Source organism: Imtechella halotolerans (assembly GCF_028743515.2).
GTDB classification, from domain to species: Bacteria; Bacteroidota; Bacteroidia; order Flavobacteriales; family Flavobacteriaceae; genus Imtechella; species Imtechella halotolerans.
On sequence record NZ_CP117969.2, the window covers coordinates 2,969,255 to 2,985,114 of the forward strand.

The window sequence follows — 15,860 nt, forward strand, 5'->3', positions numbered from 1 at the left end:
AAACGATGAATAGTATAGATGTAGCCATTATTGTATTATATGTTATTATAACATTAGCAGTAGGAGTTTGGGTTTCCAGGAAGGCCTCTAAAGGTTTGGATTCTTATTTTTTAGGAGGGAATAGCATAAAATGGTATTATTTAGGCCTCAGCAATGGTTCTGGGATGTTTGATGTTTCAGGTACTGCTTGGATGGTAGGTATACTTTTTCTTTATGGGGTAAAGAGTTTTATGTTTATGTGGATGTGGCCTATTTGGAATCAAATTTTCGTAATGGTCTTTTTGGCTGTTTGGATACGACGTTCTAATATAATGACTGGATCTGAATGGATTTTGACTCGTTTTGGGGATGACAGGGCTGGAAGAGCATCTCATCTTATAGTGGCCATATTTGCCATAGTGGCATCTATTGGTTTTATTGCCTATTTTTTTGAAGGTGTTGGAAAGTTTATGACCATTATTATGCCTTGGAATGCCGCCTTAGAAATTGGGGACACCTTATTGTTGACTAGCGCACAAAGCTACGCTCTTATTATTATACTTTTAACGACTATTTACACAGTTAAGGGGGGCATGTTTTCAGTGGTAGCTACGGAGGTACTTCAGTACGGGATTATGGTTCTTGCAGGAATTTTAATAGCTATTTATGCTTTTATGACTATCAGTGATTCACAGCTAGATGCAATTATTCCTAATGAGTGGAAAAGTATTTTTTTTGGAAGTGAATTAAATGGTTTTTGGAATGGTAAGTTGGAATCGTTCAATATGCTAATTGATACACAAGGATATAAAATGTTTGGTGCTTTTATAGGAATGACCTTGTTAAAGGGATTTTTTGCAAGTATAGCAGGTCCCACTCCTAGTTATGACATGCAACGTATATTGTCAACTAGAAATGTAAAAGATGCGGCATATATGAGTGGATTTACAAATCTTATTTTATTTATACCGCGTTATTTGCTGATTGCTGGGGTTGTTGTTCTTGCTTTGGTGTATGTAGCTCCATCTCTTGCCGCTTCCTCTACTCTCTCTGGAAATGATTTAGAAATCATTCTTCCGCAAGTAATTAATAATCATGTACCTGTTGGCATTAAAGGCTTACTATTGGCAGGTTTGTTAGCAGCTTTTATGTCTACATTCTCTGCATTTGTCAATGCTGGACCTGCCTATATTGTAAATGATATTTATAAAAAATATTTTAAACCAACTGCGACAGACACTCATTATGTAAAGGCGAGTCATATTGCCTCATTTGTGGTAGTTGTATTAGGAGTAATAATGGGTTTCTTTGCTGATTCTATTAACTCCATTACCTTATGGATTACTAGCGCACTCTATGGAGGGTATGTAGCAGCGAATTTTCTAAAATGGATTTGGTGGCGTTTTAATGGATGGGGATATTTTTGGGGAATGCTTGCCGGATTACTCATAGCTACGCTCCAATTCTTATTGGATCAGAATAAATCGAATATTACCCCAGACATGTGGCTGTATGATTTGGCTCATATTCCAGTAATTTATTTGTTTCCAGTGATTTTTGGAGTATCCTTATTAGGTGCGTTTTTGGGAACTTGGTTAACACCTGCAACATCTATGGAAACATTAAAATCATTCTATAAGAATGTGCGTCCCTGGGGATGGTGGAAACCAGTGTTAAATTCCTTAAGAATAGATGAACCAGAAATAAGATCTAATACTAATTTTTTAAAAGATATGTTTAATTGTGCAATTGGGATTGTGTGGCAATCCAGCATGATTTTATTACCAATATATTTTATGGTACGTGACTATCCCAAATCAGGTATAGCGCTTGCAGTATTTGCCATAACTTCTTTAATCTTGAAGTTTACTTGGCTTGATTCAATTAGAAAAAATGCGATTTAATTTTATATAGCTATATGTTACACAACCATTTGCCATGGCAAGAGCGTCCCGAAAACAGTACTGATGTTATGTGGCGTTATTCAGAAAACCCAATAATTGAGCGTTATGCTACGCCAACTTCTAATAGTATTTTTAACAGTGCTGTAGTTCCGTTTAAGGATGGATATGCAGGAGTATTCCGCTGTGATAATAAAGCCGTGCAAATGAATATTCATGCTGGATTTAGTAAGAATGGAATTGATTGGGACATAAATCCAGAACCCATTTTTATGCAGGCGGGAAATACTGAGATGATTCAGTCTGATTACAAATACGACCCAAGGGTAACTTTTATTGAAGATAGATATTGGGTTACCTGGTGTAATGGATATCATGGACCAACCATTGGGATTGCCTATACTTTTGATTTTATAGAGTTTTTTCAATGTGAAAATGCATTTTTACCCTTCAATCGAAATGGAGTATTGTTTCCGAAGAAGATAAATGGGAAGTACGCAATGTTAAGTAGGCCAAGTGATAACGGTCATACACCATTTGGTGATATTTATATTAGCTATAGTCCAGATATGAAATTTTGGGGAGAACATCGTTGCGTGATGAAAGTAGCCCCTTTTATGGATAGTGCATGGCAATGTACGAAGATTGGTGCAGGTCCTGTGCCAATACTAACCAATGAAGGATGGTTGCTTTTTTATCATGGTGTTATAAATACATGTAATGGATTTAGATACTCAGTTGGTGCCGCTATACTGGAAGAAAATCAACCGGATGTAGTGAAATATCGAACACAGCCGTATTTACTTGCCCCAGCTGAGCAATATGAGTTAACTGGAGATGTGCCAAATGTTGTCTTCCCATGTGCGGCTTTACATTCACTAGAGGAAGATAAATTAGCGCTTTATTATGGTGCCGCAGATACCGTTACTGCTTTGGCATTTGGACAAATTTCAGAGATCATTAACTTTATAAAGCAAAATAGTTTATAATGATGCTGAAAAAAAATAGTTTAAATGTGTTTTTAATGTTTGCAACATTGATTATTAATGGAGTAATGGCCCAGAATTCCTATAATATTCCACTTAAACATGTTGCATACCGTACGACTGAACCATTGAGTATAGATGGAAAGGGGGATGAGGTTTCTTGGCAAAAGGCACCTTTTACCAACCATTTTATTGATATAGAAGGTAAAATTATACCTAAATACGATACTCAGGCTAAAATGCTATGGGATGAAACTTATTTCTACATATATGCTGAGATGGAAGAACCGCATGTATGGGGAACACTAAAGGAACGCGATACAGTTATTTTTTATAATAATGATTTTGAGGTGTTTATAGATGCTACAGGTGATACGCATAATTATTATGAACTGGAGGTAAATGCCCTTAATACGGCGTGGGATCTTTTTTTAGGTAAACCTTATAGGGAACACTCTCCTGTTTTAGACCATTGGGATATTAATGGATTAAAGACTGCAGTTCACATTAACGGAACTCTTAATAATTCAGCAGATATTGATAAGGGATGGAGTATTGAAATTGCTATTCCATGGAATGCATTAGAAGAAGCTGCTGGAAAAAGAGGGGTTCCTGTGAATGATTTTTGGAGAGTTAATTTTTCTAGAGTTAATTGGGACTTTGATCTAGATGAACATGGTCGTTATTCCCGTAAGAAGAATGAAGAAGATAAATATCTTCCAGAATACAATTGGGTATGGTCTCCCCAAGGAGTTATTAACATGCATGAACCCGAACATTGGGGATATGTATATTTTTCAGAGGAAACTGCAGATACACCTGTAAATTTTGAAATTCCTAAAGATGAACATATAAAATGGTATTTATATGAGCTATATCGTGCACAGAAAAAACAACAAAATAAAACAGGAAATGGTTTTAAAAATACCAAGTCATTAATAGGAAAAGGAAAATTGATTTTAGGAGAAGTTATTAAGCCTAAATTAGAAAATCACAGTTTGGGATGGAATCTTACAGTGCTGAGCCCATTTTCTGGTAAAAAAATTATTATCCGTGAAGATGGTAAATGTACTATTCAATAAATACTAACTAAAACACTATGAAAAAATTACATTTTATATTCCTTTTTATTACAATATTATTATTGTCATGCGGTGGACCAACCACTGAAAATAAGATTGCAGAATCTAAAGAAATAACTGGAGATCAAGGAGCTCCATTTAAATATTGGACTTGGATTACTTATAATCCCAAAATGACTACGGAGCAATATGATGAATTGTTTAAAAAATTTAAAGGAAATGGGATGGATGCTGTATTGGTTAATACATTAACCAAACCATCAGATTTGGAATTATTAGTTCCCATTGCTCAAAAGAATGGGATAGAATTACATGCCTGGCTTATGACAATGAACAGACCAGGTGATGAGGTTGCCTTACAAAATCCAGACTGGTACGCCGTTAGCAGAGAGGGAAAATCTTGTCATGACACCCGCCCTTATGTAGATTATTATCAGTGGTTATGCCCAACTCGAAAAGAATCAAGAGCGCATATTTTAGGATTAGTAGAAGGTTTAGCTAGGGTAGAAGGTGTGGCAAGCGTGCATTTAGATTATATCAGATTCTCGGATATCTTTTTACCTATAGGACTATTGCCAAATTATAATCTTAAACAGGAAGAAGAGTTGCCAGAATTTGATTTTTGTTACTGTGATGCATGTGTGGCTGAATTTGAAAGTATTCATCATAAAAATCCGAGAGAATTTGGTAATCCAGCAATAGATATGGAATGGAAACAATTCCGACTGAATAAAGTAAAAGCAATTGTTGATGACGCCTATGAAATAGCCCATAAACATGGTAAAAAGCTTACTGCGGCTGTTTTTCCTTATCCTGAAATGGCAGATCATATGGTTCGCCAGCGTTGGGATAAGTGGAATATTGATGTTGTTTTACCAATGATTTATCATAATTTCTATAATGAAGAAACCGATTGGATTGGCTATGCAACAGCTCAAGGAGTTAAAGATTTAGAAGGTAAAAATGTGGAGTTACACACGGGAGTGTATGTGCCTCCAATGTCAGCAGAAGAAATTAAAGAGGCCATTGAATTAGCCCGAGCCAATGGTGCTAAAGGAATTGCCTTTTATGATGGGAATGATCTTACTGAAGCGCAGTGGAAGGCAATAAAAGAATCTAAGAAATAATGCTAAGGATAGGCTACATAACAGCATTGATGATGCTATTATTGGTATCTTGCAAAAAGCAAGATCAAAAGCCTATAGATCAAATTCCCTTGCGATTAACTCAGTTTGTTAATCCTTTTATTGGCACCGATGGTCCTGGTAATACTTATCCCGGGGCAACGGTGCCATTTGGGATGGTGCAGTTAAGTCCTGATATTGGTATTCCTGGTTGGGATCGAATTGCAGGATATTTTTACCAAGATTCCATTATTACTGGTTTTTCTCATACCCATCTTTCTGGTACAGGCGCAGGAGATTTATATGACATTCTGGTAATGCCTACCAATAGTCGTTTCTCTAAAACGATAAAAGAAAATAATTTTAAACCATTTTCCTACTTCAGTCACAATAGAGAAGGGGCCTCTCCTGGATACTATCACGTGACTTTAGATAGTTATGGAATTGAGGCTGAGGTAACAGCCACTGAGCGTACAGGCATTCATCGATATTCTTTTCCCAAAGATTCTATATCTAAAGTTCACGTGGATTTGGGATATGCTATTAATTGGGATGCTCCAGTTGATACCTACATTAAGGTTGTAGATGATTCAACAATAGAGGGCTATCGTTTTTCTACAGGTTGGGCTAAAAATCAACGCATTTATTTTGTAATGAAATTTTCAAGACCATTTTCAGGATTTGAAATTTTTGAAAATGACAGTATTGCTTCTTCCCCAGTTTATGGTAAAAATACACGCATATCTCTTCAATACACATTTGAGGAACCTACTGAATTAGTAATTAAAACTTCTTTGTCTACTGCGAGTATTGATGGAGCTTATGCTACAATGAAAGTTGAAGCCCCTCATTTTAATTTCGATTCATATAAAGAGAAGGCAGAGTTACAGTGGGATTCGGAATTAAGTAAGATAAAGGTTGAAACCTCTGATGAGAATCAGAAGACTATCTTTTATTCCATGTTGTATCAGTCTATGTTAGCACCTACATTGCTCAGTGATGTTAGTGGTAATTATAAGGCTGCTAATGATAGTATCGGTCATGCCGACGGGTTTGATCGCTACGACACATTTTCACTATGGGATACTTTTAGAGCAGCCCATCCCTTATATACAATCCTCCATACACAAAGAGTTCCTCATTTTATAGCGTCTTTATTGGCACATTATAAGGAAACTGGACTATTACCGGTATGGTCTATGCAAGGTAATGAAACTAATATGATGATTGGGTACCATGCCGTCCCAGTTATTGTGGATGCCTATTTTAAAGGAATCCATATGGATGCCGAACTGGCATATCAGGCATGTAAAGCGAGTGCTTTGGATTCTTCCAGACAAATAGATTTATACCAAAAATACGGATACGTACCTACAGATGAACATCATGAAAATTGGTCCGTTTCAAAAACGGTAGAATATGCTTTTGCCGATTGGTGTATAGCAATGTTTGCTAAGGATATGGGGTATATGGAGGACTATTCTTATTTTCTTAAACGTTCAGAGAATTGGAAAAATCATTTCGATCAGCAATCTACTTTTCTTAGACCAAAGGATAGAAATGGCACATTTGTTTCTCCTTTTATTCCTAAGGAATATACCAATTATTATTGCGAAAGTAATGCGTGGCATTACTTCTGGTTTGTCCCACAAGACATTCCTCAACTTATAGAATTAACAGGAGGTGAAGAGCGGTTTTCTCAAAAATTAGACTCTATGTTTAGCTATTCGCCAACAGAGAACGATAAACTTCCTCTTTTTTCAACAGGAATGATAGGTCAATATGCACACGGTAATGAACCTAGTCATCATGTAGCGTATTTGTATAATTATATCGGGAAACCTTCAGAGACTCAGAAAAGAGTTCGACAAATTCTTGAAACACAATATCGAAATGAACCTAATGGTCATTGTGGGAATGAAGATTGTGGACAGATGTCATCATGGTATGTACTTAGTTCTTTGGGAATTTATCCAGTAAACCCAGCCCAAGGAGTTTATCATTTTGGCACTCCATTATTCCCTAAAGCAACTCTAAACCTTGAAAACAAACACCGGTTTTCTATTATTGCTAACAAGCTTTCAAAAGAAAATAAATATATAAAAAGTATTCGGTTGAATGGACATCCATTAAAACGGTTATATATCACTCATAAAGAAATTATGGCAGGTGGTGTATTAGAATTTGAAATGGACGCTAAACCACATGATGAAGTGTTTAAGCATGCCACTCTGCCAGCTACCTTAACAATTTACTAAATTATGAACAGACGAAAATTTATAACTAATACGGCATTGGGAACGGCAGCGGTGTCTACCTTATATGCCTGTGTAGATAATGGACATACAGTACATAAGCCTCTTAATGGGTCAAAACAATTAAAGCCAGTTGTTATATCCACTTGGAATCACGGAATACCAGCGAATGAAGCGGCTTGGAATAAATTACAATCAGAAGGAAAGGCATTAGATGCTGTTGAAATTGGAGTGATGACTGCTGAGGCAGACCCTAAGGTGATGAGTGTGGGTTATGGAGGTTTTCCAGATAGAGAAGGTAAGGTTACACTGGACGCTTGTATAATGGATCACAAAAGTAATTGTGGTTCGGTTGCTTTTTTACAAGGAATTAAGCATCCTATAGCCGTGGCTAGAAAAGTTATGGAAGACACACCACATGTTATGTTGGTTGGCGAAGGTGCAAAACAATTTGCATTGGAAAAGGGATTTAAAGAAGAGAATCTGCTAACAGAAGAAGCTCAAAAAGCCTATGAAAAATGGTTAACTACCTCAGATTATAAGCCCGTAATTAATATTGAAAATCACGATACAATTAGCATGTTAGCACTTGACAAAGAGGGGAATCTCGCTGGTGCTTGTACTACTAGTGGTGCCGCATGGAAGATGCATGGAAGAGTGGGTGATTCGCCCATTATAGGTGCTGGATTATTTTTGGATAATGAAGTAGGAGCTGCAGCAGCAACTGGATTGGGTGAAGCAATGATGAAAACCGCAGGAAGTGCTATGGTAGTTGAATTAATGCGTCAAGGGAAATCACCAGAAGAAGCTTGTAAGGAAATTGTAGAACGGATTTATAGAATTTATAAAGACGATCCTGAGTTAGCGTATTTGCAAGTAGGATTTATAGCCTTAAATAAACAAGGGGAGTATGGGGCTTATTGTTTACGTCCGGGATTTAACTATGCCGTTCAATCTTCTAACAAAGAAAATACACTTTTTGATGCTACATTTAAGCTCTCATAGAATTATTATTAGGATGAAAAATAATATGAACCAACATGGATAATTAATGGAATGAATAAATTTCATTTTATTGTCCACTGTATTAATAAACACACTCAAATGAATAAAGCTAACCTAATTTTAATGTTCTTGCTGATATCCTTACTTAATGTAAGTTGTCAAAAAGAACTTCCACTTACCACATTTACTCAGGAAGATATTACCATTATTCCAATACCAGTTTCAACTGAGTTAAGGGACGGAACATTTCGTTTTACCAAAAACACAAAGTTTTACGCAACTGAAAGTACTCATATACAGCTTTCAGAAGCCTTAGCATCAAAGTTTGAAAAGGCAGCAGGTTGGAAATTATCAATTACTAATGAGCAACCTGAAAGGAATTACTTCCAATGGAAAAAGGATGATTCATTACCTGAGGAAGCATACACATTGGAGGTAACCTCAGATGTTATCACAGTTGCGGCAAGTAGTTTTTCAGGTTTTTTGTATGGAATGGAAACGGTTCGACAGTTATTACCTATTGCTATTGAAAGTGATAACATTATAGCGGATGTCGCTTGGGATCTGCCTGCAATTTACATAACCGATCAGCCACGTTTTAAATGGCGTGGACTTATGCTGGATGTGTCAAGACATTTTTTTCAAAAGGAATATATTTTAAAGACAATCGACAGGTTAGCCATGTTTAAAATGAATACTCTTCATTTTCATTTAGTGGATGATCAAGGATGGCGTATAGAAATTAAAAAGTATCCAAAACTTACCCAGGTAGGAGCATGGCGAGTTGATCATGAAGATAAACATTGGAATGCTCGTCCTACTACTACAGCTGATGAAAAAGGGACTTATGGAGGGTTTTACACCCAAGAAGACATCAAGGAGATTGTTGATTATGCCACATCCAAGGGTATAACTGTAGTTCCAGAAATAGAAATGCCAGCGCACGTAACAAGCGCCGTTGCATCTTATCCTGAACTTTCATGTCATGAGCGTCCTGTAGGAGTTCCATCTGGAGGTGTTTGGCCTATTACAGATATTTACTGTGCGGGAAAAGAATCCACATTTGAATTTTTGGAGGATGTTTTAACAGAAGTAATGGATTTGTTTCCTTCAAAATATATTCACGTAGGAGGTGATGAAGCCACTAAGACTGAATGGAAAAAATGTGCACATTGTCAAGAACGTATGAAAAATGAAGGCCTAGCTAATGTTGAAGAATTACAGAGTTACTTTATACAACGTATGGAGCGATTTATTAGTAGTAAAGGGCGTTCACTTATAGGTTGGGATGAAATTTTAGAAGGTGGATTAGCTCCTGGTGCAGCTGTGATGAGTTGGCGTGGTTTTGATGGAGGTATTGAAGCTTCTGCCGATGGACATCATGTGGTTATGACACCAGGATCTCATTGTTATTTTGATCAGTATCAGGGGGCACAGAATGCAGAGCCATTAGCAATTGGAGGGCATGTAACACTTAGTAAAGTGTATGAATTTGATCCAATAGTTCCTGGAATGACTGCTAAGCAGGCTACTTATGTTTTAGGAGGGCAAGCAAATTTATGGTCTGAATATATCACTACTGAGTCACATTCTGAATATATGATTTTTCCAAGACTTGCAGCTCTATCTGAGACCGTATGGAGCCCAAAGGATAAACGTAATTGGAATGATTTCTCTAGACGTGTTCAAGTAATGTTTCAACGTTTTGATATCATGGGCATAAACTACGCAAAGAGTGCTTATCAGGTTTCAGCAGAATTGACATCCGAAGTAACATCTCCTAAGGTAATTATGGATTTAAAGAATGAATTCCCTGGAGGAGATATTCGCTATGTGTTAAACGATGGAATATTTCCTTCAGAAGCAAAGTTGTATACAGCTCCTCTTGAAATTACTCAAAGTACTAAAATAAAAGCTGCACTATTTCAAGATGATAAGCCCTCGGAAGTAGTTTATGAAAATATTATTCGCTTTCATAAAGCCATTGGTAAAAAAATTGACTATGCTACAAAACCTCATGAATGGTATCCTGGAAATGATTCCACTTTAGTCGATGTACTAAGAGGTACGAAAAATTTTCATGACAAAAAATGGCAGGCATGGTTAGTGGATGATATGGAGTTGACAATTGATTTAGAAGGAATAAATAAGGTGTCTAAAGTAGTAATAGGTACTATGGAAAATCAAGGTTCAGGTATTTATTATCCAATTAAGCTTGAGGTTATGGGATCTGAGGATGGAAAAAACTTTGTGTCAGTAGGAAGTATAGAACGTGCCTATAAAAATAATGGGTATGCTGAGCTTAAAGAGTTTGAAATTACATTTAAGGAACAATTATTCCGTTATATAAAAGTGAAGGGTACTAATTTAGGTCATCCACCACATGGAGGTGATTCTTGGTTGTTTGTAGATGAGATTATTATAGAGTAAACAAAAAATATGGATTTAGCGAACTGGAGTTTGGATATGACAAATTTTAGACGCTAAATCTTAAATTAAATAGGAAATAAGAAACACATGAAAAGGAAGTATTTTTTAGTGGCTTTAATTGGAATTTGTTTTACAAAACTTATAGCGCAAAACCCAAGCTATGAGGAGCGTATGCAGTGGTTTACTGAAGCAAAACTTGGAATTTTTATTCATTGGGGATATTATGGAGTAAATGGTATTACTGAGTCATGGTCTTTGTATCACAAGCGTATTACCCATGACCAATATATGAAGCAAGGTGAAGAATTTACTGCTGCTAAGTACAATCCTGAGGCTTGGGCTGAATTGTTTAAGAAAACGGGTGCTCGTTACGCTGTACTTACTACTAAGCACCATGATGGAGTTGCTCTATGGGATTCTAAATTTAGTAAACTTAATACCGTACGTCATGCAGCGGCAGCTAAGGATCTTGTAACACCCTTTGTTTCAGCTATGAGGGCCGAAGGTATTAAAGTAGGGTTGTATTATTCTCTTCCTGACTGGTCTCACCCAGATTATACACCTGTTGTATTTCCTAGGAATGACACACGTAAATGGTATCGACAAAAAGGTCAAAATAAATGGGAACCTTGGGATCGATTTATGGACTTTAATTTAGGTCAAATAAAAGAGTTGGATTCGCAATATCATCCTGATTTATATTGGTTTGATGGTGATTGGGAACATCCTTCCTCAAAGTGGAAATCCGGAGCTATTAAGGAGTTACTTTTGGCAAATAATCCTGGGGTAATTGTGAACTCTCGATTAAACGAATATGGCGATTATGGAACTCCTGAGCAAGGTGTTCCAGTTGTAAGACCAGAGGGACCATGGGAATTTTGCATGACAATGAATGATAACTGGGGATATTACCCAAGTGATACCAATTATAAACCAATTGCGCAGATCGTTCGAACTTTTGTAGAGGTAATATCAGGTGGAGGGAACCTACTTCTTAATATTGGTCCTAAGCCTGATGGAACCATTGCTGCTCCTCAAATGGAACGTTTGGAAGCATTAGGGAATTGGATTCAGAAACATGAAAGAGCAGTTTATCCAACCAAATCTGGCCTGCCATATGGGCATTTTTATGGTCCTTCATTACTAAGTAAGGATGGAACTAAGATTTACCTAGCTTTGTATGATAAACCAATGAATTATATCCAGTTAAAAGGGATACAAAACAAAGTGGTTTCCATTAAAGTTGTTGGAAGTGAGGAGAATCTAACATTTGAACGTAATGGTGGTGCTGCATGGAATAATATTCCTGGTATTTTACGCATTTCTTTACCTTCAGAAAAAAGCATTGATCCCTATGTTACTATTATTGAAGTGACCTTAGAAGATGAATTGAAGCTTTACCGAGGTCATGGGAATGCTGTAGAACTAAACAATTAATAACAATAATCAAGTTTAAATTAGCTGTTATGAGAAAATATTTAGTGTGTTTTTTTATTGGTTTTGGGCTTTTAATGAGTTGTGAAACTACTGATACAATTTCTAAAATAGAGGAGCATAGTTACTTGGAGTATGTTAATCCTTTAATGGGAACAGATTCTGAGTTTATTTTGTCTAATGGAAATACCTATCCTGCCATTGCAACACCTTGGGGGATGAATTTTTGGACACCTCAGACGGCTAAGATGGGTGATGGTTGGGGCTATAAGTATGATGATTATAAAATTCGGGGGATTAAACAAACACACCAGCCTAGCCCTTGGATTAATGATTATGCAGCCTTTTCTTTAATGGCCACTTCAGGAATTCTCAAGTATAAAGAAGAGGAAAGAGCCTCATGGTTTTCACATAAGGCTGAAATTGCGAAGCCTCATTATTATAGCGTTTACCTTGCAGATTATGATATTACTGCTGAGGTTACTCCAACGAGTCGTGCAGCGCATTTTCGATTTACCTTTCCTGAAGCTGACACATCTTACATTATGGTAGATGCGTTTTTTAAAGGCTCAATGGTTGAGATTTTTCCTAAAGAACGAAAAATTGTAGGGTATGCTCGAAATAATAGTGGTGGAGTTCCTGAAAATTTTCATAATTATTTTGTTGTAGAGTTTGATAAGGATTTTGAGATTAATCACACTTGGGGTGACAATTGGAATCTTGAAGAAAACGCTACCCTAAGCAAGGGAGAACATGTAGGTGGTATTATTGGATTTAAAACTAAACAAGGAGAACAGGTGCATGCTCGAGTAGCTTCATCTTTTATTTCGGTTGAACAGGCTCAACGTAATTTAGATACTGAGATTGGCCAGGATTCATTTGAACAAACCAAGGAAAAAGCTCGTGTAGCTTGGGAAAAAGAATTAGGAAAGATTCATGTGGAGGGTCCGGATATTGATCAAATACGAACATTTTATTCAAGCTTATATCGAGTTCTCTTGTTTCCTAGAAGTTTTTATGAATATGATCAACATGGTAATGTAGTGCATTATAGCCCATACAACGGAAAGGTTCTACCTGGCTATATGTATACTGATAATGGCTTCTGGGATACATTTAGAGCTGTTTTTCCTTTTTTTAATTTAATGTATCCAGATTTTACAACAAAGGTAATGGAAGGATTAGCTAACACTTATAAAGAGTCTGGATGGTTGCCAGAATGGGCGAGCCCAGGGCACAGAAATAGCATGATTGGATCTAACTCCGCCTCAATTATTGCAGATGCGTATTTGAAAGGGAATATGCGTAATGAAGATATTCCTGTTCTGTTTGAAGCAGTGTTAAAGAACGCAGATACAGAGGAAGGTCGTCCTGAAAATTCTGTAGGCAGGGCTGGCCTTACCTATTATAATTCACTTGGGTATGTTCCATATGATGTAGGTATAAATGAAAATGCGGCTCGGACATTGGAATATGCATATGCTGATTTTACTATTGCCGAGATGGCCAAGAAAATGGGTAAAGAAGACATCGCAGCTCGTTTTTATAAACAATCTCAAAACTATAGACATTTGTTTGATCCTGAAACCAAGTGGATGCGAGGTAAAAATGCGGATGGAAAGTTTCAATCCCCTTTTAATCCATTAAAGTGGGGGGATGCTTTTACTGAAGGGAATAGTTTACATTATACATGGTCGGTGTTTCAGGACATAGAGGGATTAGTTTCTTTAATGGGAGGTAAGGAAGCTTTTGCTGGAAAACTTGATGAGGTGTTTCAGATGCCACCAGTTTTTGATGATTCCTATTACGGTTTTACAATTCATGAAATAAGAGAAATGCAGATAGTTAACATGGGCAATTATGCACATGGAAATCAACCAATTCAGCATATGATTTATTTGTATAATTATGTCGGGCAGCCTTTTAAGGCACAAGAAAAAGTACGGGATGTATTAACTAAACTCTATGCAGCCACACCTGATGGCTACTGTGGAGACGAGGATAATGGTCAAACTTCAGCTTGGTACGTGTTTAGCTCTCTTGGATTTTATCCTGTAACTCCTGGTGTAGCTCAGTATGTTATAGGAGCTCCACTATTTACAAAAGCAGAATTATCACTTGAGAATGGAAAGAAAATTGTGATAAATGCACCCAACAATTATAAGGAATCAAAATATATAAAATCAATGCAAATCAATGGAAAACCATGGAATAATACCTATCTCGAATATGAAACATTAATTAATGGTGGAACCATTGAATTCGAAATGAGTAGTACTCCTAATACTAGCTGGGGAACGGATGCAACATCAGTACCGTTTTCCCTTTCAAAATCAAATTAATATAATTAGTTAACCTATTTTCAATGCGTATTAATTGCTTAGTTATTACTGCGTTAATTAACAATTGCCAAATTGGCTTTATTTATAGAAATAATTACATGAAAAGATCCCAAAATATCTTGTTAGCACTTATAATTGGAACCCTTACTGCTTGGAGTCAAAAACCTTTCGAATTGGAAGTGTATAAAAACACCCCGGTAAACTTTAGTAATGAAGGAAGTATAGAAGGGGTTTATCGCCTTCAAAGCGGCAGGTTACTCATAAAAAAGGTTACCGCTCCAAATTTTAAAAAAGGAACTGATGTAAGAATAGATGTTACGGTTCGTTCAAATGGGGATCCATGGGATAAATCAGGATCTGCATTTGTGATTTCAAATACCGATTTGATTAATGTGCTTACGGTAGCCCAAGGATTAAAATCTTTTCCTATGAATTCTGGAATAGAAGGGGATTACCTAGGTATACGAACTACAGAAAATTATCAACCTGCAGTGGAGTTAATGCGTTTTATGACCCCCTTTGGAGTTGGTTTTTTTAGTGATGAGGTTAAAAACCCTAGAATGCGATACAACCGTCCAGTATATGTTCCCAAATGGGAAGAAGAAGTAAGCTGGAGTCAAGACATTTCACAGTTAGAATCGTTGGTAACAGGCACATTCTATGTCGGAGTTTGGATTGATACTTGGACAGCTGAAGGATATACCGTGGATGTAAGTCTTCACTATAGTGGAAGAGCTCGAAAGCAAGAGAAAGTGATAGCTATTTTGAATACGGTTTATTACGCTAACGGACAAAAAATTCCTGATGTATTTGCCAAATCAACAGTAGAAAGTTCTTTTGTATTACCTAAAGATGCAAAAAATGTAAAGTTACATTACATAAGTACTGGACACGGAGGACATTCAGGTGGAGATGAATTTATTCAATTGAGAAATACAGCTAAAATTGATGGTAATAAAGTGATAGATTTTATACCGTGGAGAGACGATTGTGCCTCATTTAGAAGGTTTAATCCCTCTTCAGGTGTTTGGACCCGTAAGGATACAGCCTTTGCGTATACTAAAGAGCGTGTAAGAGAGTATAAACCTATTGAGGAACGTTTGGCCTCCTCAGATCTTTCAAGATCAAATTGGTGTCCTGGTTCTCAGGTCTTTCCGGAGGTAGTGTCATTAGGTGATTTAAAGAAAGGAAAGCACCTATTGGAAGTTCAAATACCAGCAACCTCCAATACAGGTGATCAATTAAACCATTGGCTAGTCTCGGCCTATGTGACATATGATGAATAGGAAAGAATATTATGCTTAAATAATAACTTAATACGG

At 36.7% G+C, this 15,860-nt stretch carries 10 protein-coding genes; all 10 read left to right on the forward strand.

Going from position 1 to position 15,860, the window contains the following annotated elements:
• Window positions 1–5 precede the first annotated feature (5 nt).
• On the forward strand, window positions 6–1,883 hold the full coding sequence (locus PT603_RS13175) for a sodium:solute symporter family protein (RefSeq protein ID WP_008237712.1): 1,878 nt from the start codon (window positions 6–8) through the stop codon (window positions 1,881–1,883).
• 14 nt (window positions 1,884–1,897) lie between these two features.
• Complete coding sequence (locus PT603_RS13180) at window positions 1,898–2,869, forward strand: glycoside hydrolase family 130 protein (RefSeq protein WP_040488573.1); 972 nt, start codon at window positions 1,898–1,900, stop codon at window positions 2,867–2,869.
• The gene (locus tag PT603_RS13185; protein WP_008237720.1) at window positions 2,869–3,948 is read left to right on the forward strand and encodes a carbohydrate-binding family 9-like protein; all 1,080 of its coding nucleotides are present in this window, start codon (window positions 2,869–2,871) and stop codon (window positions 3,946–3,948) included. The genes PT603_RS13180 and PT603_RS13185 overlap by 1 nt, the downstream gene beginning before the upstream one ends.
• Window positions 3,949–3,965: 17 nt before the next feature.
• Window positions 3,966–5,075 (forward strand): putative glycoside hydrolase, encoded by a 1,110-nt coding sequence (locus PT603_RS13190; RefSeq protein ID WP_008237722.1) that lies wholly within the window; start codon window positions 3,966–3,968, stop codon window positions 5,073–5,075.
• Window positions 5,075–7,330, forward strand: a complete 2,256-nt coding sequence (locus PT603_RS13195) for a GH92 family glycosyl hydrolase (protein WP_008237723.1) — start codon at window positions 5,075–5,077, stop codon at window positions 7,328–7,330. The genes PT603_RS13190 and PT603_RS13195 overlap by 1 nt, the downstream gene beginning before the upstream one ends.
• A gap of 3 nt (window positions 7,331–7,333) precedes the next feature.
• Window positions 7,334–8,332 (forward strand): glycosylasparaginase, encoded by a 999-nt coding sequence (locus PT603_RS13200; RefSeq protein ID WP_008237724.1) that lies wholly within the window; start codon window positions 7,334–7,336, stop codon window positions 8,330–8,332.
• 99 nt (window positions 8,333–8,431) lie between these two features.
• A complete protein-coding gene (locus tag PT603_RS13205) occupies window positions 8,432–10,762 on the forward strand; it encodes a glycoside hydrolase family 20 protein (protein WP_008237725.1) in 2,331 nt (776 codons plus the stop codon).
• Window positions 10,763–10,849: 87 nt separating this feature from the next.
• A complete protein-coding gene (locus tag PT603_RS13210) occupies window positions 10,850–12,199 on the forward strand; it encodes an alpha-L-fucosidase (RefSeq protein WP_008237726.1) in 1,350 nt (449 codons plus the stop codon).
• 29 nt (window positions 12,200–12,228) lie between these two features.
• On the forward strand, window positions 12,229–14,538 hold the full coding sequence (locus PT603_RS13215; RefSeq protein WP_008237728.1) for a GH92 family glycosyl hydrolase: 2,310 nt from the start codon (window positions 12,229–12,231) through the stop codon (window positions 14,536–14,538).
• A 98-nt stretch (window positions 14,539–14,636) separates the two neighbouring features.
• Window positions 14,637–15,824 carry a PNGase F N-terminal domain-containing protein gene (locus tag PT603_RS13220; protein ID WP_008237729.1) on the forward strand — a complete coding sequence of 396 codons (1,188 nt, stop codon included), beginning with the start codon at window positions 14,637–14,639 and terminating at the stop codon, window positions 15,822–15,824.
• Window positions 15,825–15,860: the final 36 nt, after the last annotated feature.

Bases quoted from the DNA above. Each gene is read 5' to 3' on its own strand.
- PT603_RS13185 (WP_008237720.1), top strand. From the start codon at position 2,869: ATGATGCTGAAAAAAAATAGTTTAAATGTGTTTTTAATGTTTGCAACA.
- PT603_RS13205 (WP_008237725.1), top strand. From the start codon at position 8,432: ATGAATAAAGCTAACCTAATTTTAATGTTCTTGCTGATATCCTTACTT.
- PT603_RS13220 (WP_008237729.1), top strand. From the start codon at position 14,637: ATGAAAAGATCCCAAAATATCTTGTTAGCACTTATAATTGGAACCCTT.
- PT603_RS13175 (WP_008237712.1), top strand. From the start codon at position 6: ATGAATAGTATAGATGTAGCCATTATTGTATTATATGTTATTATAACA.
- PT603_RS13190 (WP_008237722.1), top strand. From the start codon at position 3,966: ATGAAAAAATTACATTTTATATTCCTTTTTATTACAATATTATTATTG.
- PT603_RS13195 (WP_008237723.1), top strand. From the start codon at position 5,075: ATGCTAAGGATAGGCTACATAACAGCATTGATGATGCTATTATTGGTA.
- PT603_RS13180 (WP_040488573.1), top strand. From the start codon at position 1,898: ATGTTACACAACCATTTGCCATGGCAAGAGCGTCCCGAAAACAGTACT.
- PT603_RS13200 (WP_008237724.1), top strand. From the start codon at position 7,334: ATGAACAGACGAAAATTTATAACTAATACGGCATTGGGAACGGCAGCG.
- PT603_RS13215 (WP_008237728.1), top strand. From the start codon at position 12,229: ATGAGAAAATATTTAGTGTGTTTTTTTATTGGTTTTGGGCTTTTAATG.
- PT603_RS13210 (WP_008237726.1), top strand. From the start codon at position 10,850: ATGAAAAGGAAGTATTTTTTAGTGGCTTTAATTGGAATTTGTTTTACA.